Here is a 17,933-nt window from a genome sequence, read left to right on the forward strand (position 1 = left end):
GGCGCCGGTGCGCGGCGCACCCGGCCTGCGGTGCGGCACCCCTGCGCGGCGCACTCGGCCTTCCGTACGGCGCGCGTGCGCGGCGCACCCGCCCTCCGGTCCGGCAGCCGGCCGACGGGGTACCGTCGAGGCAGCAACCAGCGGACGCCGCAGGGGATTTCGTGGGGATCGAGAGCGATCAGCTCGTCTTTGACTACCTGAGCCGGGTGGGCGACCTGGCCCAGCAGCGGGGCCTGCCCAGCGCCACACGGATGCGCCTGGTGAGCGGGCTCAGGGCCGAGATAGACAGCCAGCACAGCGGTTCGGCGTCCGGTGTCCGGCGCCTGCTGGCGCGCCTGGGGACGCCGGAGGCGGTGGTCGCGGCGGCGCAGGGCGCGGACGACCGGCCGCCGGGGGCTTTCGGGGGTGGCACGGGCCCGCGGCAGGCCCCGGCAGGCGGCCCCGCCCCGGACGGGCCCGCCGTGCCGATCGGTACGCGGCCCGCGGAGCCGCCGCGGCCCGCCGGTGCGTCGCGGCTGTGGTCCGGCGCGCGCGACAGGCTCAGCGATCTGGCCGCGCGCGGCGGGCTGACGGGCAAGGCGCCCACGGCCGGCCATGACACGGCCGGTGGCCCGCTGCCGTCCCCGCGCGACGGCGCGGCGGACCGCTCCGCGACCGGCACGTCCCGCTCGTCCGCCCTGTCCTCCGCGCCGACCGTGGGTCTGCCCCCGCACCTCGCCGGTGCGGACGAGCTGGGCGACGCGGAGGACGCGCCCGACTGGTGGCGCGTGGAGCCGGCGCCGTTCGGCCCGGGCGAGACCGTGCCCGGTTTCGTCGGTGGGATCGAGATCCCCGAGATCTGGGACCGGCCGAAGAGCGGCGCCGACGGCGACAACGAAGGTGACGGCGAGGGGGACGGTCGGGGTGGCGGTGACGGCGGTCCGCTGTCGCTGAAGAAGGGCGGCAAAGCCGGGGCCGGCGGTGACCGGCCGCGCAGCGCCGACGAGGAGACCGCGCCGGACGGGAGGCGGGCGCTGCCCGGGCTGCTGCGCCGCGTGCTCGCCCGGCGGCGCGGCGCGGCGGCCGGTGCAAAGACCGCGGCCGACGAGACCGGGGGCGAGCAGGCGGCGGCCGGCGAGCCGGTCCCGTTGCGGGCCTGGCTCAGCCCGGTGCCGACGCTGGCCGTACTCCTGCTGGTGGCCGGCGCGGTCCTGGGATCGTGGCCGGCGCTGGCGGGCGGCTGGGCGCTGGCCTACCTGTCCCGGCGGCTGACGCCCGCCGAGACCAAGTTCGCGGCGCTCGGCCTGCCGGGCCTGGTCGCCGCAGGCCTGGTGGTGTGGCTGTGGGGCCGCTTCGACGGCCGCTGGGGCGACCCGATCGCCCGGGGCCACCTGGGACCGGAACTCCTCGCCGGCCTGCCGGCCATGGCCCGGACGGCGGCCGTCGCCTCGGCACTGTTCCTGGTGTGGCGGATGCGACGGGCGGCGCGCTGAGGACCGCCGTGCCGGCGACGCGGTGCGCCGGAGCGTACGGGCGGGGCCGCCCGGGACCGGCGTACGGGCGGGGCGGACGCGGCGGGCGGGCACCGGGTGGGCGCCCCCCCGCCGCCCCGCTCAGCTGCCCGGCTTCGGGATCAGCGTGCGCTCCCGGCCCAGGGACCGGGTGCTGGAGTCGGGGTTGAGGGTGAGCTTTCCGTCCGGCCAGCGGGCCACGACGTCGTCGGCCCGGCCGTCGCCGCCGAAGGCCCCGACGGCCGCCATGGTGACGTTGCGCCACGGGGACTTCGGCGCCCGCAGCCGCCGCTCCTTGGTGAGCTGCGTTCCGGCGGCGTCCTCGAAGACCGACACCTCCCCGTCGGCCCAGCGGACGAAGAGATCCTGGCCGGCCGACGAGGTGGCGAAGTCGCCGGCGGCGATGTCCCGGGCGTAGGTCCAGGTCTTGTTGGGGCCGACGAGCCGCTTCTCGGCGTGCAGTCCCTTGTCGTCGACGTTGGTGTAGACGCTCACATGGCCGTCGGACCAGCGCACGAGGAGATCGTCGGCGCGCTGGTTGCCGCCGCCGAAGCGGCCCGCGGCGAGGCCGTGCACCCGGGTCCAGAAGCTGCCGCGGGGGCGCAGCCGGATCTCGTTGCCGAGCTTGGTGGTCTCGTCGACGTCCTTGTAGAGCGTCACTTCCCCGTCCGACCACCGGACGACGAGGTCAGCGGTGCCGGAGCCGGTGAAGTCGCCCGCCGTCATGAACGCGGCGTGCTTGAAGGTGGAGTTGGCGGCTGCCAGCCGGATGCCCTTGCCGAACCCGTACGCGCCGTTGCCCGGGTACAGCGTCACCTCGCCGTCGGACCAGCCCACGATCAGGTCGCCGGTGCCGTTGCGTACCGAGGAGCTGTGGAAGCGGCCGCCGGCCATCACCTTGGTGTGCTGCCAGGTCGTGGCGTCCCCCAGGGGGCTGGGGGTGTCCGGCTGTGCCCCGTCGACCGCCTGGCGGTAGAGCCGGAAGACATCCTCGTCGAACTGCGAGCTGTAGGAGATGTGGTCGTAGCGCCCGCCGGTCTGGTAGCCGCCGATCGCGCCGATGAGCTTGCCGCGCCGGCCGTCGAAGTCCGTCAGGAACGGGCCCCCGCTGACGCCCGACCGGAACCCGGCGCACTCGATCTCCAGGAACCGGCCCTGGAAGGCCCTGGTGTTGTTGGTGCACTGCAGCGGCGTCTTCTGGCCCCCGGGGTAGCCGACGACGGTCACGTTGTCGCGCGCCAGCTGCGAGGCAGGGACGGCGGTGAGTTCGTTGCCGCGGCCGGTGGCGTCCTCCAGCAGCTGCCCCTGCGCGTTCGGGCCGACGCGCAGCAGCGCGAAGTCCACGTCGTCGTCGGGCTTGGACTGCAGATAGCGACCGTCGATCCAGACCTTCCCCGGCAGCATCGGGAAGATCCCGTACGGCGTCTCACCGGGCTGGCCCGGCTTCGTCGCGCCGGCGCGGTAGCCGGGCACGAAGGCGACACTGCGGTACGGCTTGTCGCCCTTGAGGCAGTGCGCGGCCGTGATGACCAGGCTCTTCGTCGGGGAGGTCACGGAGTTGGCGGTGCAGAACTGGTCGGCGGTCGCCGATCCGTCGCCGGCGCGGATGAGGAAGACGCCGACGGTGGCGACGCCCTGTTCCACCGGGGCGCTCGGCACCCGCAGCGAGCGCTTTGGCCGCTCCCCGGGGGCGGCCGGCGCCTTTGCGGCGTCGTCCACCGGGACGGCCGCACGGATCCGCTCCGGGGTCCAGTAGCGCTCCGCCTCCCGGGCCGGCCGGATGTCGCTGTCGCTCACGCCCTTGGACCGCTCCTCCGGCCGGGCGGAGGAACCGGCGGAAGGGGAGGGTGAGGGCCCCGGGGAACTGGCCGCGGTCGCCGTCGCCGTGGCGCCGCCGGCGATCGCGGCGCACACGGCCACGGCGAGGGCGCGCGTCCAGAGTGCGGGTCTGGGCAAACGTATGTGTCTCATCAGGTCTTCCGTTGACGGCTCATCAGCCGGGACACCGGGCAGTGCAGTTCCGGCTCGGCCGGTCTGCTCGATCTTGCCGGGTGCCCTGGCGGCGCCCGCACCCGGGTAGGGCGGAGCGCCGCCGTGGTTGCCGTCTACCTCCTGACCAGCCGCTGCTGCACCTCGTCCAGGATCTTGCCGGCGGCCGTGTAGCCGATGCCCTGGATCCAGAGCTGGTCGTCGACGCGGAAGGACCGGCCGCCGGTGACGGCCCGCATGTGCTTCCACAGGCCGCCGGTGGTGATCTGGGCCTCCTTGGACTTCTCCGGGGTGCCGTAGGAGGCGTAGAAGACGGCGCCGGCGTCGGCCTTGTTGACCTGCTCGGGGCTGACCTCGACCATCAGGCCGTCCTTGGCGCCGTCGACGACGTCGGTCGGGCCGGTGCCGATGTCGGCGAGGACGGTGCCGATGTAGCTCCGGCAGCCGTAGATGCGGGTGTCGGCGCCCTCGACGAAGCGGACGATGTTGGTGCGGAGCCTGCGGGCCGCCGCCGGGCCGCCGAGGGCCTTGGTGACGCGGTCGGCGTGGGCCTCGTACGCGGCGACCGCGCGCCGCGCCTGGGGGATCCTGCCCAGCGCGTCGGCGTGCGTGGCGAAGTTCTGCTTCCAGGGGTAGCCGGTGGTCTCGGTCATCACGGTCGGCGCGATCTTCGTCAGCTGGTCGTAGCGCTGGCCGTCGCGGACCTTGCTGGTCAGGATCAGATCGGGCTTGAGGGCGGCGACCGCCTCCAGGTTCGGGGCGCCGATCTTGCCGACGTCCCTGATGCCGGCGACCTGGTCCTTGGCGAGGTAGTCGAGGAAGCCCGAGGCCACGTCGGAGCGGGTGGCGCCGACCGGCTTGACGCCCAGGGTGATCGCGGAGTCCAGCTCGGCGGTGTCCAGGACGACCACCCGCTTCGGGGAGTTCGGCACCCGCACCTCGCCCATGGCCGTCCGCACCGGGTGGGTGCCGCCGCCGGTGGCCGGCTCGGCCCAGGCCGTGGCCGGCTGCGCGGGGCAGTCGGCGGCCTTGAAGGAACCCGAGGAGCCGTCGGAGGACGCGTCGTGGCCGGAACCGCAGCCCGTCAGGGCGAGGGAGGCCACGAGCGCGCCGGCGGCGGCGAGGACGCCGGTGGGGGAGACGGCGGCGCGGCGCGCGGCGGTGGGACGGAACATGACATGTCCTTTCGGCTCGGAGGGAGGACAGAGCGGGGAGGGGGGCGAGGGTCGGCGGCGGGGAGGGGACGGGCGCCGCCGGCTGCTGCCGGCGGGCCGCTACTCCCGGCGGGGCGGCTGCCAGGGGCGGCCGGGGACGACCAGCGGCGAGGCGGTCACCGGATCCGGTACGACCACCGACTCCAGCCCGAAGACCTCGCGGACCAGTTCGGCGGTGACGACCTCGCCGGGGTGGCCCTGGGCGACGATCCGGCCGCCCTTCATCGCCACCAGGTGGTCGGCGTAGCGGGCGGCCTGGTTGAGGTCGTGCAGCACGGCGACGACGGTGCGGCCGCGGTCGTGGTTCAGCTGCCGCACCAGGTCGAGCACCTCGACCTGGTGGGCGATGTCCAGGTACGTCGTCGGCTCGTCGAGGAGCAGCAGATCGGTCTCCTGGGCCAGGGCCATGGCGATCCAGACCCGCTGGCGCTGGCCGCCGGAGAGTTCGTCCACCGCGCGGTCGGCCAGCTGCGCCACGTCCGTCCGCGCCATCGCCTCGCCGACCGCGCGCTCGTCGTCCGCCGACCACTGCTGCCACCAGCGCTGATGCGGCTGGCGGCCGCGGGCGACCAGATCGGCGACGGTGATCGCCTCGGGGGCGACGGGGGTCTGCGGCAGCAGCCCCAGACACTGGGCGATCTTCTTGGTGGGGAGGCGCGCGAGGTCCGTGCCGTCCAGGAGGACCGCACCGTGACGGGGCCTCAGCAGCCGCCCGAGGGCGCGCAGCAGCGTCGACTTGCCGCAGGCGTTGGGGCCGACGACGACGGTGACCGCGCCGGGCGGCACGTCCAGGTCCAGGCCGTCGACGACGATGCGGTCCTCGTAGGCGAGGGTGAGCGCACGGGCCGTCAGCCGGCTCACGGCGCCCGGCCCGGCGCCGTCGCCGCCCCCGCCCCGCTCGCCGGTCGCGACGCCCTCGCCCCGCTCGCCCGTCTGCCCGGTCCCGTTCACGCTGTTCCTCCTGCCGCGGCCCGGCCACGGGCCTGACGGCCCCTGACGATGAGCCAGATCAGATACGGGGCGCCGACGGCGGCGGTCAGCACACCCACCGGCAGCTCCGTCGGCGCGAAGAGCTTGCGGGCGAGCAGATCGCCCACGACGACGATGAAGGCGCCCAGGAGAGCCGAGCACAGCAGCGGTATCTGGGCGCCGCGCGTCAGCCGGCGGGCGATCTGCGGGGCCAGCAGCGCCACGAAGTCCACGGGGCCGGCCGCCCCGGTCGCCAGCGAGGCCAGGACCACGCCGACCGCGACCAGGCCGAGCCGGGTGCGGCCCAGCCGGACGCCCAGTGCCGTCGCGGTGGCGTCGTCCAGCGAGACGGTCCGCTGGGCGCGGGCCGCCCACAGCACGCCCGGCAGCAGCACCAGCAGCGCCCAGCCCAGCGGCGCCGCCTCGGCCCAGCCGCGCCCGTTGAGCGACCCGGTCATCCACACCTGGGCCTGCTGGGCGACGAGGTAGTCGCCCTTGGTCAGGAACAGATGGGTGACGGAGCGGAGGGCGACCGCGCAGCCGATGCCGATCAGGACGAAGCGGGTGGCGTGCAGTCCGCCGCGCCAGGCGAAGAGATAGACCAGTGCGGCGGCCAGGACGCCGCCGGCGACGGACAGATACGGCAGGGCGGCGTACGAGGTGACGCCGAAGGTCATCGCACCGACCGTCAGCGCGCTCGCGCCCTGGCTGATGCCGATGATGTCGGGGCTGGCGAGCGGATTGCGGGCCACCGTCTGGATCAGCGCGCCGGCGACCCCGAAGGCCGCGCCGACCATCAGGCCGACGGTCATCCGCGGCAGCCGCAGGGTGCCGACGACCACCTCCTGGGCGGACGGCCGGCCGAGGAGGACGTCGACGACCTCGGACGGGGCCACGAAGCTCTCGCCGACGCAGAGGTAGCCCACGCACGCCAGCGCCAGCAAGGCGGTCAGTACGGTCGCGGCCACGGCCGCGCGGCGGTGCAGCAGGAACGAGCCGCGCCCGGCCCGTACCAGCGCGTACCCGGCCGGCCGCAGCGCGGCACGGCGGCCGGGAGCGACGGTGCCCGCGAAATCGGCCGTGCCGCCCGGGAGCGGCGTCCCCGTCGACCTCTCAGGGCCCGTCATGCCGCCACAACCGCCTTTCGCCTCACCAGAGCAACCAGGAACGGCACCCCGATCAGCGCGGTCATCACACCCGCCGGAACCTCCGACGGCGGGAACAGGATCCGGCCGACGGTGTCGGAGACCAGTACGACGACCGGGCCGAGCAGCGCGGCCATCGGCAGCACCCAGCGGTGGCCGGCGCCCACCATCGCGCGGGCGAGGTGCGGGACGGCCAGGCCCACGAAGGCGATCGGGCCGGCCGCGGCGACGCCCGCGCCGGTCAGCACCGTCGCGCCCAGCCCGCCCACGATCCGTACGGCGGCGACGTTCTGCCCCAGGCCCCGCGCGACGTCCTCGCCGAGCGCCAGCGCGTCCAGGCCGCGCGCGGCGGACAGCACGAGCACCGCACCCGCCAGCAAAAACGGCCAGATCTGTGCGGCCACCTCGGCGTCCCGGCCGGTGAGCGAGCCGACCTGCCAGAACCGGAACTCGTCCAGGGCGGCGGCCCTGGTCGTCAGGATCGCCATCGTCACCGACACCAGCAGGGCGTTGATGGCGGCCCCGGACAGCGCGAGCTTGACCGGGGTGGCTCCGCCACGGCCGCGGGTGGCGACGGCGTAGACCACGACGGCGGCGATCCCGGCGCCGGCGAAGGCGAAGGCGACATAGCCGGTCAGGCTGTGGACCCCGGCGAAGGCGATGGCGATCACCACGGCGGCCGCGGCGCCCTGGCTGATGCCGAGGATGCCGGGGTCGGCGATCGGATTGCGGGTGATGCCCTGCATGACCGTGCCGGCCATCGCCAGCGCGGCGCCGACCAGCACGCCGATGAGCGTGCGCGGCAGCCGCAGGTACCGGACCACCTGCGCGGCGTCGCCGTCCCCGCCGTGGACGAGGGCGCCCAGCACCTCGGACGGGGCGAACGGGCGGCTGCCGACGGCCAGCGAGAAAACCGCCGCCAGCAGCAGGACGAGCAGCGCCGCCGCCACGAGGCCGAGGCGGCGGCCGGGTGTCCGGGGCGTCATAGGCAGGTCACTTTGCGGAGAGGCGGCCGGAAGTTAGGTAAGGCAGGGCTAAGAGTACGGCCTGGCCGTCCGGCCGCTCGCGGTCGCCTGCACAATGGCCGGCATGGCTGCGTACCCCCTGACGGTCGGCTTCGACCTCGATATGACGCTGATCGACTCCCGCCCCGGAATCAAGGCCGCGTACCAGGAGCTGTCCGCCAGGACCGGCACCTTCGTCGACGCCGAGGCCGCGGTGACCCGGCTGGGGCCGCCGCTGGAGCAGGAGATCCGCCGCTGGTTCCCCCAGGAGCGGGTCGCGGAGATCAGCGACCTCTACCGGTCGCTGTACCCGCAGTTCGCGATCGCGCCGACGCCGGCCATGCCCGGCGCCCGGGAGGCCCTCGCCGCGGTCGCGGCGGCGGGCGGCCGGACGATCGTGGTGACCGCCAAGTTCGAGCCGAACGCCAAGCTGCACCTGGCGCACCTGGGGATCGAACCGGACGCCGTCATCGGCTCGCTGTGGGCGGAGGCCAAGGCCGAGGCGCTGCGGGAGCACGGTGCGCGGATCTACGTCGGCGACCACACCGGTGACGTCCGGGGCGCGCACGCCGCGGGCGCGCTGTCGGTCGCCGTGGCCACCGGGCCGTGCGAGGGCGGCGAGCTGCTGGCGGCCGGCGCCGAGGTGCTGCTCGACGACCTCACCGAGTTCCCGGCGTGGCTGGATCGCTACGTCGCGGAAGGGGCAGAAGGGGCGGATCCCTCGGAGGCCGCCTCGGCCTGACGGCGCTGCGCGGCGGCGGAGCGGACCACTCCGGTCGCGGCGATCAGGAAGCCGAGGCCCATCAGCATGCACACCCAGTAGAAGGCGGACGGCAGCGGGTGGGTCCCGAGGAACAGCGGCGTCACCGTGGCGAGAGTGGCCGCTGCGCCAACTAGGAACATGATCGCGCCGATTCGGACCAGCAGATCCCCGGCCTGGGGAGTTTCGTCAGACACCTGACCAGGGTAAGTCCGGGCCAGAAGCGCTGAGGATCCACCCGGCGGCGTCTTGTCACCGGCCCGGGGACCATTAGCCTTGGTGGTGGCGGGTCCTGCGGCCCGCTGCATTGCTATCCAGACCCGATTCCGCCGCTGCTTCGCGGTGGATGCGGCCCAGTTTTTCCAACGAGTACGAGGACGAGGACAGACGTGCCTACCGGCAAGGTCAAGTGGTTCAACAGTGAGAAGGGCTTCGGCTTTCTCTCCCGCGATGACGGCGGTGACGTCTTCGTGCACTCGTCGGTGCTGCCCGACGGCGTGGCCGCGCTCAAGCCTGGCCAGCGCGTCGAATTCGGCGTCGTCGCGGGCCAGCGCGGCGACCAGGCGCTGACCGTGACGCTCCTCGACCCCGCCCCCTCGGTAGCCGCGGCCCAGCGCCGCAAGCCCGACGAACTCGCCTCGATCGTGCAGGACCTCACCACGCTGCTGGAGAACGTCACCCAGCAGCTGGAGCGCGGCCGCTACCCCGACAAGGCGCACGGCTCGAAGATCGCCGGCATGCTGCGGGCGGTCGCCGACCAGCTGGACGTCTGAGCGGGCCCGGCCAGGACGACCCACCTCACACGAAGCGCAGCGCATCGCGGCCGAGGGGCGGTACGAGCCCCTCGGCCGCGGCGCGGGTGAGCAGCCCGCGCACCGCGGCATAGCCGTCCTCGCCGAGGTCGGCGGTGAACTCGTTGACGTACAGCCCGATGTGCTGGTCGGCGACCTTGGGGTCCATCTCCTGGGCGTGCTCCAGGACGTAGGGACGGGAGGCCTCCGGGTCGTCCCAGGCCATCAGCACGGAGGTGCGGACGGCGGCCGCGAGGTCGCGCAGCGTCCGCTCGCCCAGCGACCGCTTGGCGATGATCGCGCCGAGCGGGATCGGCAGGCCGGTGGTGTGCTCCCAGTGCTCGCCCATGTCCGCCAGGCAGACCAGGCCGTAGTTCTGGTACGTGAAGCGGGCCTCGTGGATGACCAGGCCCGCGTCGACCTTGCCGTCCCGGACCGCCGGCATGATCTCGTGGAACGGCAGCACCACGATCTCGCCGACGCCGCCGGGCACCTCGGCCGCCGCCCACAGCCGGAACAGCAGATACGCGGTGGACCGCTCGCTGGGCACCGCGATCGTCCTGCCCGCCAGATCCGAGGCCGTGCCCTGCTGCCTGGTCAGCACCAGCGGCCCGCAGCCGCGGCCCAGCGCCCCGCCGCAGGGCAGCAGCGCATACTCCTTGAGCACCCACGGCAGCACCGCGTACGACACCTTCAGCACGTCGAACTCGCCGCGCTCGGCCATGCCGTTGGTGAGGTCGATGTCGGCGAAGGTGACCGCGAGGTCCGGCGCGTGCGGGACGCGGCCGTGCGCCAGGGCGTCGAAGACGAAGGTGTCGTTCGGGCACGGCGAGTACGCGATGTGCAGCGGCCGGGTCACGGTGTCCTCCACTTAGGGACGGTGCGGTTCCCCGGCCGGCCCGCGGGCGGCGGCCAGGGCTTCGGGGAACGTTCGAAAGGCGCCGGTCAGGGCGGCGAGCGCGTCGCCGATGCGCCAGGCGGCGCGGTCGCGGGGGCCGACGGCGTTGGAGACGGTGCGCAGCTCCAGCACCGCCACGCCGTGCGCGGCGGCCGCCTCGGCGACCCCGAAGCCCTCCATCGCCTCGGCCAGCACGCCGGGGTGACGCCGTGCCAGCTCCGCGGCGCGTGCCGCGCTGCCGGTGACCGTGGAGACGGTGACGACGGTGCCGACGGCCCCGCCGGACGCCTGCGCCACGGCGTCGGCCAGCGCCTTGTCGGGGCGGTGCGCCACCGTGCCGAAGCCGAGTTCGGTGACCGGTACGAAGCCGTCGGGGGTCTGGGCGCCCAGGTCGGCGGCGACGATCGCGTCGGCGACGACCACCGACCCCAGGGAGACGCCGGCGGAGGGGAAGCCGCCGCCGATCCCTGCCGAGACCACCAGGTCGTACGGCGTGCCGGCGAGCGCGGCGGTGGTCAGCGCGGTGGCCGTGCCGGCGGCCGCGGCGGCCGGGCCGACACCGGCGGCGAGCGCATCGAGCGCCACCGCCGGTCCGGCCACGCGCCGCACCTCGTAACCGCCGGGCAGCGACCGGGACTCCGCCTCGCCCGGGCCGTCGGCCCCGCCGCTGCCGGCCAGGACCGCATCGCGCTCGGCCGCCACCGCCGTGACGACCAGGACCCGCCTCACGAAGCCCGCACCCTGTGCGGCCGCCGCGCGCTCAGCGCGCTCAGTCCTTCTGCTTCAGCGTGAAGTGCCACATCGTCTTGGGGCCCTGGCCGGTGCCGATCTCCGCGACCTGGAGGGTGACGTCCTTGGTGTACGACGTCTGGCCGGTCTGCGGGTTCTGCTGCATGAAGAGGGTGTCCGCGTCGAAGCTGCGGTAGGTCTGCTTGCTGGGCTCGCGCATGACGGGGCCCGCACCGATGACGATCCACCCGGACTTGGCGACCTCCGGGTCGACGCCGACGCGCACCTGCTCACCCGGATGCACGGTGATCGTCTTGCCGCCCTTCTTGGTGATGCAGGCGGCCACGGCCTTCCGGGACAGGTCCTCGCCCTTGCCGTCGCAGCCGGGGGTGGCCTCGGCCGTCACCGTCGACGAACCGACGGTCACGGTCGCGAGCGCGGTCGGCTTCTCGCAGGCGGAGAGGGTGACAAGACCCAGGGACACGGCACCGATGGCGGCAGCGGCGCGGCGGCCCTTGCCCCAGGAGATCAACGCAGCGGTCATACGGGCAGGCTATCGGGCGCCCCAGCTCACGCCACGCGCGGGTGCGGCGTGCCGCGCCGCCGGTGCGAAGCCATGCCCCCTAAGGGCCGGTCCACCGGTCGTTTCAGGCCACCCGGGGTGTCGGCCCGCCGCCGCGCCGCGCCGCGCTCAGCAGCCCCCGTACGGCCAGCGCCACGCCCAGCGCCACCAGCGCCGCGGCCACCGACATCCCCACCACCCCGACCAGCGGCAGCGAGATCCCGATCGCGCCGCCCACCACCCACGACATCTGCAGCGCCGTCTCGGAGCGGGCGAACGCCGAGGTGCGCACCGCCTCCGGCACATCGCGCTGGATCATCGCGTCCAGTGACAGCTTCGCCAGTGCCTGGCACAGCCCCGCGCAGGCCGCGGCCGCGGTGACCACGACCACCGCGGCCGCGGTGTAGAACACCGCCGCGAGCACCGTCGTACCCAGCGCCAGCCCCAGCACCGCCGCGATGATCTGCTCCGGCCCGCGGGCCTTGAGCCACGCCCCGACGGCCGTCCCCAGCGCGTTGCCCGCCCCGGCCGCCACCGCCACCAGCCCCAGCGAGGCGGCCGGCCCCAGTCCGCCCAGCGGATGCTCGCGCAGCAGGAAGGCCAGGAAGAACGTCAGAAAGCCGGAGAGCGCCCGCAGACAGAGGTTGGCCTGGAGCCCGTGCAGCACCGACGGCCCGACGGTGCGCAGCCCCGGCTTCGCCGGCCGGCCGCCCGCCGACGCCTCCGCTGCCGCCTCACGGGACGCCAGGCGCGCCCGCGCCTCGCCCTTGTCCGAGTCGACCTTGTGCGGCAGCGAGAACGACAGGGCCGTGCCGGCCGCGAACACCGCGAACGCCCCGTACAGCGGCCAGCCCGGCCCGATCAGATGCAGCCCGGCTCCGGCCGGCGCCGCCACCCCCGTGGCCAGCAGCCCCGCGAGTGTCACCCGGGAGTTGGCCCGCACCAGCGAGATCCGCGGGGGCAGCAGTCGCGGCACCACCGCACTGCGCACCACGCCGTACGCCTTCGACGCCACCAGCACTCCCAGGGCCGCCGGATACAGCTCCAGCCCGCCGGTCGCCACCGCGCCCGACATCGACACCGCCAGCAGCGCCCGGGCCAGCATCGCGCCCGCCATCGCCGCCCGGCGGCCGTGCGGCACCCGGTCCAGCAGCGGTCCGATCACCGGCGCGAGCAGCGCGAACGGCGCCATCGTGACCGCCAGATACAGGGCCACCCGGCCCCGTGCCTCCTGCGTCGGCACCGAGAAGAACACCGTCGAGGCCAGCGCGACCGTGATCAGCATGTCGCCGGCCGAGTTCACCGCGTGCAGCTCGATCAGCTTGCCCAGTCCCGACTCGCCCGCGCCGTGCGCGTGCGTCGCCCGCCGCACCCGGCGCGCCGCGCCGGTGAACGGCCGGCGCAGCGCACGGCCGACCGCCCGGCCCGCCCGCCGGGCAGGGCCGTCCCCCAAGCCGCCTCCGGACGGCTCGCGCGAGGACACTCTCGACGACTTCCGCGATGCCTTCGCCACCTTCGACACCCTCGACGCCCTTGCGGCAGCAGCCACTCGGCCATAGTGCCCCAACTCGCCCAGGAGAGGGCACTTTCTCCACACTGCCGCGCGAGGCGCCCCGGCGCGCGGTCGGCGCCGCGGACATTTGCGCTCCCGCCGAGGAGTCGTACACCGCTGAAGGGGTAGCGTGTGTAGCGCGCCACCGGCGGTCGGTTTTGGCCGCGTGTCTCATTGCGTTCCGCGATCCCGCAGAATGGGTCTATGAGGTGCGCTCGACCGAACCGATCGGGCGCGGACGTCGACGCGGTCCCCAGGTCCGCTCCGCCCGCCCCCGGCCCGCCGGTCGTCCGGACAGGACAAGGACAGCTCCGGCTGGCGCACTCGTGAGACGGCGTGGAAGAGAGAATCGATTCTTGTGAGTGCTGCGATGCGAAGCCGTACCCCTGACCGCCTGTGCGCCGAGGCGGTCGACCTTGCCCGGGCGGCGGCGGAGGAAGTCGCCCTTCCCGGCATGGTCGGCGAGTACATCGAGGCCGTCGCCGACGCGGACCGCGTCGTCACCCACCTCTTCGCCTCCAATGAGCCCGGCTACCGCGGCTGGCGCTGGGCGGTGACGGTCGCCCGGGCCTCCCGTGCCAAGGTCGTCACGCTCGACGAGGCGGTGCTGCTGCCCGGCCCCGACGCGCTGCTCGCGCCGGAGTGGGTGCCCTGGAGCGAGCGGCTGCGCCCCGGCGACATGGGCCCCGGGGATCTGCTGCCCACGGAGGCCGAGGACCTGCGGCTGGAGCCGGGCTTCTCCGGCGAGGACGGCCCGCCGCCGAACTCCGCCGTCGCCGAGGGCATGGCCGCCGAGGTCGCCGACACCGAGGAGGCGGACGTCGTCGCGGGCTCGCCGGCGATCCAGCCCGCGCCCGCGCGCGGCGGCATCGCGGCCCTCGCCGAGGAGCTCGGCATGCGCCGCGCCCGGGTGCTGTCCCGCTACGGCCTGCACGCCGCCGCCGACCGCTGGGAAGAGGCGTACGGCGCGAAGACCCCGATGGCCCAGGCGGCCCCCGCCACTTGCCTGACCTGTGGCTTCCTCACCCCGCTCACCGGCTCCCTGCGCCAGGCCTTCGGTGTGTGCGCCAACGAGTTCGCCCCGGCGGACGGCCGGGTGGTCTCCCTGTCGTACGGCTGCGGCGCGCACTCCGAGGCCGCCGTGATGCCCAAGACGCCGCGGCCGGCCCCGCCGGTGGTCGACGAGACGGTGGTGGAGCCGCTGTCCCTGCGGCCGGAGCGGGACGGGGGCTCGGTCGAGGAGGCCGGGCCCGCGGAGGAGCTGGGCCACAGCTGAGGTTTGTGCGGGCGGGGGCGCCCGGTGGGTGCCGGGGACGGTCCTCCCGCCCGGTGAGGCGCCCCCGCCCTGTGGGGGTGAAGGATAGGAGCCAGAAGCTCGGCCGCGTCGTGGCGCAGCCGGGCTTCTGCTGGTCCGTGACTTCTTCCGAAGGCGGGAAGCAGAAGCCCCCACGACGGGCCGGGCGGCAACGTGGGGCGATACCGTCTGGACACAGACTCAGCGAGGGAGACGAGAGACGTGACCGCAACGTCGTGGGTGCGAGGCGCAGCCGGAGATCCGTTCGGGACGGCTCGACTGCGCCGCGGCGTGCTGGACGCTTGGGCCGCGTCACCGGCCCGGTTCCGGGAGGACGCCAACGCCGAGGAGGACCTCGCGCTCGGCGGCTACCGCGACCGGCTCGCCGTGGAGCTGGCGCAGAACGCGGCGGACGCGGCGGCCCGCGCCGGGGTCCCCGGGCGGCTGCGGCTGACCCTGCACCCGGCCGACGACGACGCCCCCGCCGTACTCGTCGCCTCCAACACCGGCGCCCCCCTCGACGCCACCGGCGTGGAGTCGCTGTCGACGCTGCGCGCCTCCGCCAAACGGGAGCCCAGTGTGGCGGTCGGCGCGGTCGGCCGGTTCGGCGTCGGCTTCGCCGCGGTGCTGTCCGTGAGCGACGAGCCGGCCCTGGTGGGACGCACCGGCGGGGTGCGGTGGTCGCTGGCCGAGGCCCGCACGCTGGCGCAGGAGGTGGCCGCGCACAGCCCCGGCCTGGGCGGCGAACTGCGCCGCCGCGAGGGGCACGTACCGCTGCTGCGGCTGCCGATGCCCGCGGAGGGCACCGCGCCCGACGGGTACGACACCGCCGTCGTGCTGCCGCTGCGGGACGGCGCGGCGCAGGACCTCGCCGAGCGGCTGCTGGACGGCATCGACGCGGCGCTGCTGCTGACGCTGCCGGGACTGGCCGAGGTCGTGGTCGAGACCCCGCAGGGCGTACGCGAGTTGAGGCGGCGTCAGGACGGCCCGTACGTCCTGATCGAGGACAGTGAGCGGGGCGCCACCCGGTGGCGGGTGGCGACCGACGGCGGGCCGCTGGACCCGGCGCTGCTCGCGGACCGGCCCGTCGAGGAGCGCCTGCGGCCGTCGTGGTCGGTGACCTGGGCGGTGCCGGTGGACTCCGAGGGCGCGCCGGCGCGCCCGGGAACCGCGCCGGTGGTGCACGCGCCGACGCCGACGGACGAGCCGCTGGGGCTGCCCGGGCTGCTGATCGCCTCGTTCCCGCTGGAGCCGACCCGGCGTCATGTCGCCCCGGGCCCGCTGACGGACTTCCTGGTGGAGCGGGTGGCCGCCGCCTACGCGGCGCTGCTCGGCGACTGGCAGCCGGTGTCCGTCGCCACCCTGGACCTGGTACCGGGCCCGCTGGGCAAGGGCGGGCTGGACGGTGAGCTGCGCCGGCAGGTGCTCGCGCTGCTGCCGCGGGTGCGGTTCCTGCCGAGCGCGGCCGCGCCGGGCGCGGGGGAGCGGGCCGAGCCCGCGGCCCCGGCGGAGGACGAGTGGGACTCCGGCGAGGACGCGGTGCGGTATGTCCTGCGGCCCGTGGAGGCCGAGGTGGTCGAGGGCGCCGGCAGCGCGACGGTCGCGGTGCTGGCCGAGCTGTTCCCCAGCCTGCTGCCGGCCGGCCTCGAACGGCGCACGGAGCTGCGGGCGCTGGGTGTGGCCCGGGTGCCGCTCGGGGAGATGGTCGACCGCCTGGCGGGCGTCGAGCGGGCCCCCGACTGGTGGTGGCGGCTCTACGACGCGCTGGCCGGTACCGACCCGGACCGGCTCAGCGGACTGCCGGTGCCGCTCGCGGGCACCGGCGGCCAGGGCCCCGGCGGGGCGAGTGGCACCGCACGCACCACCATCGGGCCGCGCCAGGTGCTGCTGCCGCTGCCCGGCGGCGGCCCCGCGGGGGACGGCGAGGACGCCGCCCGGCACCGTACGCTCGCCCGGCTCGGGCTGAAGGTCGCCCACCCCGACGCGGTGCACCCGCTGCTGGAGAAGCTCGGCGCCACCCCGGCCGCGCCCCGCGCCGTACTGACCACGCCCCAGGTGCGGGCGGCCGTGGAGAACTCGCTGGAGGCGGACGAGGACGCCTACGACGTCTTCGCCGACGACTTCGCCGGCGGCGGGCCGGGGGCTCCGCTGGGTGCGCAGGAGCTGGCGGAGATGGTGCTCGGGCTGGTCCGCGACGCCAACCTCGCGCCCGGTGACGAGCCCTGGCTCGGCGCCCTCGCACTGCCCGACGAGGACGGCGAGCTGGCGCCGGCGGGTGAGCTGGTGTACCCGGGCAGCGCCTTCGAGCGGGTCATCCGGGAGGGTGAACTCGCCGCGTGCGACGCCGAGTTGGCCGCGCGGTGGGGTGAGCGGCCGCTGACCGCCGTGGGCGTCATGGCCGCCTTCGCGCTGGTACGGGCCGCCGATGTCGTCCTGGACCCGGACGAGCTGGAGCCCCGCGACGGGGACTTCGCCGAGCCGGACGACGCCGGGCTGCTGGACGCCGTCGACGTGTGGTGCGAGGACCTCCTCGACGCCCTGCCCGACACGCCGGTCCCGCCGGTGCTCACCGAACTGGTGGCCGTCCGCGACCTCGATCTGGTCGACGACGACGCCTGGCCGCAGGTACTGGAGATGCTCTCCCGGCCGCCGCTGCGCGACGCGCTCACCGCACCCGCCCGGGTGCTGCTGCCCGACGGCACCACCGAGTCCGTACGCCCCTACACCGCCTGGTGGCTGCGCGGCCACCCGGTGCTGGACGGGCGGCGGCCCGCCGGTCTGCGCTCGGCGGGCGGCGACCCACTGCTGGCCGGCCTCTACGAGTCCGCGGACGCCGGCGAGGTCGACGCCCAGGTGCTGCGCGCACTCGGCGTGCGCACCTCCGTCGCCGCCCTCCTGGACGAGCCGGGCGGCGCGGCCGAACTGCTGGCCCGCCTCGCCGATGCGGACCTGACCGTGGACGCGGCCCAACTCCACGGCCTCTACGGCCTGCTGGCGGACCTGGACCCCGATCAGGTGACGCTCCCCGACGAGCTGCGGGCCGTGCTCGACCGGGAGGTGCGGGTGGTGGACGCGGCGGACGCCGTGGTCGCCGACGCCCCGGATCTGATGCCGCTGGCGGCGGGGCTGCCCCTGCTGCCGGTGCGCCCGGCGCGCGCCGCGGACCTGGCCGAACTGCTGCAGGTGCGCAGGCTGAGCGAGGCGGTGAGTGCGCAGGTGCGCTCCGAGGGCGTCCGCCACGAGGTCCCGGAGGCCGTACGGGTCCTGCTCGGCCCCGCCACCCCCGAGTCGTACCTGGAACACGAGGAGCTGCTCGTCGGCGACGGCCCGGACGCCACCGCCGAACTGGACTGGCGCCAGAGTCCCGACGGCACCGTGCACGCCGCGACCCTGGAGGGCGTCGCGGCCGGCCTGGCCTGGGCGGCCGGCCAGTGGCCGCGCCGCTTCGAGGTCGCGGCGCTGCTGGAGGACCCGGACCGGGGCGAGGAGCTGGCGCGGGCGCGCTGGTTCGACTGACCGTCGGCGCCGCGGCGCAC

Annotated in this window: 15 protein-coding genes; 5 read left to right on the top strand and 10 right to left on the bottom strand. The window is 75.3% G+C overall.

Going from position 1 to position 17,933, the window contains the following annotated elements; all coding sequences use genetic code 11:
* The first annotated feature begins 161 nt into the window (after positions 1–161).
* Positions 162–1,472: a hypothetical protein gene (locus ACZ5XZ_RS13640; RefSeq protein ID WP_468977373.1), complete on the top strand. Its 1,311-nt coding sequence runs from the start codon at positions 162–164 to the stop codon at positions 1,470–1,472.
* Between the two features lie 120 nt (positions 1,473–1,592).
* On the opposite strand, the gene ACZ5XZ_RS13645 is transcribed toward ACZ5XZ_RS13640, so the two are convergent.
* The 5 genes from ACZ5XZ_RS13645 to ACZ5XZ_RS13665 all read right to left on the bottom strand — a co-directional run bounded on the left by ACZ5XZ_RS13645 (position 1,593) and on the right by ACZ5XZ_RS13665 (position 7,793).
* Positions 1,593–3,287, bottom strand: a complete 1,695-nt coding sequence (locus ACZ5XZ_RS13645; RefSeq protein WP_468977374.1) for a trypsin-like serine peptidase — start codon at positions 3,285–3,287, stop codon at positions 1,593–1,595.
* A 308-nt stretch (positions 3,288–3,595) separates the two neighbouring features.
* On the bottom strand, positions 3,596–4,654 hold the full coding sequence (locus ACZ5XZ_RS13650; RefSeq protein ID WP_468977376.1) for an ABC transporter substrate-binding protein: 1,059 nt from the start codon (positions 4,652–4,654) through the stop codon (positions 3,596–3,598).
* A 99-nt stretch (positions 4,655–4,753) separates the two neighbouring features.
* Positions 4,754–5,554 carry an ABC transporter ATP-binding protein gene (locus ACZ5XZ_RS13655; RefSeq protein WP_468977488.1) on the bottom strand — a complete coding sequence of 267 codons (801 nt, stop codon included), beginning with the start codon at positions 5,552–5,554 and terminating at the stop codon, positions 4,754–4,756.
* Positions 5,555–5,640: 86 nt separating this feature from the next.
* Positions 5,641–6,789 (bottom strand): FecCD family ABC transporter permease, encoded by a 1,149-nt coding sequence (locus tag ACZ5XZ_RS13660; RefSeq protein WP_468977378.1) that lies wholly within the window; start codon positions 6,787–6,789, stop codon positions 5,641–5,643.
* Complete coding sequence (locus ACZ5XZ_RS13665) at positions 6,786–7,793, bottom strand: FecCD family ABC transporter permease (RefSeq protein ID WP_468977379.1); 1,008 nt, start codon at positions 7,791–7,793, stop codon at positions 6,786–6,788. Before ACZ5XZ_RS13665 ends, ACZ5XZ_RS13660 begins: the two co-directional genes overlap by 4 nt.
* Positions 7,794–7,896: 103 nt before the next feature.
* On the opposite strand from ACZ5XZ_RS13665, the gene ACZ5XZ_RS13670 reads away from it, so the two are divergent.
* Positions 7,897–8,553, top strand: a complete 657-nt coding sequence (locus tag ACZ5XZ_RS13670; protein ID WP_468977381.1) for an HAD family hydrolase — start codon at positions 7,897–7,899, stop codon at positions 8,551–8,553.
* On the opposite strand, the gene ACZ5XZ_RS13675 is transcribed toward ACZ5XZ_RS13670, so the two are convergent.
* Positions 8,499–8,768, bottom strand: coding sequence for a hypothetical protein (locus tag ACZ5XZ_RS13675; RefSeq protein ID WP_384425059.1), 270 nt, complete (start codon positions 8,766–8,768; stop codon positions 8,499–8,501). The genes ACZ5XZ_RS13670 and ACZ5XZ_RS13675 overlap by 55 nt on opposite strands.
* A 192-nt stretch (positions 8,769–8,960) precedes the next feature.
* On the opposite strand from ACZ5XZ_RS13675, the gene ACZ5XZ_RS13680 reads away from it, so the two are divergent.
* Positions 8,961–9,344: a cold-shock protein gene (locus tag ACZ5XZ_RS13680; protein ID WP_069572471.1), complete on the top strand. Its 384-nt coding sequence runs from the start codon at positions 8,961–8,963 to the stop codon at positions 9,342–9,344.
* A gap of 25 nt (positions 9,345–9,369) precedes the next feature.
* Here ACZ5XZ_RS13680 and ACZ5XZ_RS13685 read toward each other — a convergent pair whose 3' ends face one another.
* The 4 genes from ACZ5XZ_RS13685 to ACZ5XZ_RS13700 all read right to left on the bottom strand — a co-directional run bounded on the left by ACZ5XZ_RS13685 (position 9,370) and on the right by ACZ5XZ_RS13700 (position 13,004).
* Positions 9,370–10,221, bottom strand: a complete 852-nt coding sequence (locus ACZ5XZ_RS13685; protein ID WP_468977489.1) for a 1,4-dihydroxy-6-naphthoate synthase — start codon at positions 10,219–10,221, stop codon at positions 9,370–9,372.
* A 12-nt stretch (positions 10,222–10,233) separates the two neighbouring features.
* A complete protein-coding gene (locus tag ACZ5XZ_RS13690; RefSeq protein WP_468977385.1) occupies positions 10,234–10,989 on the bottom strand; it encodes a futalosine hydrolase in 756 nt (251 codons plus the stop codon).
* 40 nt (positions 10,990–11,029) lie between these two features.
* On the bottom strand, positions 11,030–11,533 hold the full coding sequence (locus ACZ5XZ_RS13695) for a hypothetical protein (RefSeq protein ID WP_468977387.1): 504 nt from the start codon (positions 11,531–11,533) through the stop codon (positions 11,030–11,032).
* Between the two features lie 103 nt (positions 11,534–11,636).
* Positions 11,637–13,004 (bottom strand): MFS transporter, encoded by a 1,368-nt coding sequence (locus ACZ5XZ_RS13700; RefSeq protein WP_468977389.1) that lies wholly within the window; start codon positions 13,002–13,004, stop codon positions 11,637–11,639.
* A gap of 469 nt (positions 13,005–13,473) precedes the next feature.
* On the opposite strand from ACZ5XZ_RS13700, the gene ACZ5XZ_RS13705 reads away from it, so the two are divergent.
* Together ACZ5XZ_RS13705 and ACZ5XZ_RS13710 are read left to right on the top strand one after the other, a co-directional pair.
* The gene (locus ACZ5XZ_RS13705; protein ID WP_468977391.1) at positions 13,474–14,379 is read left to right on the top strand and encodes a DUF3027 domain-containing protein; all 906 of its coding nucleotides are present in this window, start codon (positions 13,474–13,476) and stop codon (positions 14,377–14,379) included.
* Positions 14,380–14,688: 309 nt separating this feature from the next.
* On the top strand, positions 14,689–17,913 hold the full coding sequence (locus ACZ5XZ_RS13710; protein WP_468977492.1) for a sacsin N-terminal ATP-binding-like domain-containing protein: 3,225 nt from the start codon (positions 14,689–14,691) through the stop codon (positions 17,911–17,913).
* Positions 17,914–17,933 lie beyond the last annotated feature (20 nt).

Source organism: Streptomyces sp. NPDC033270, assembly GCF_055576575.1.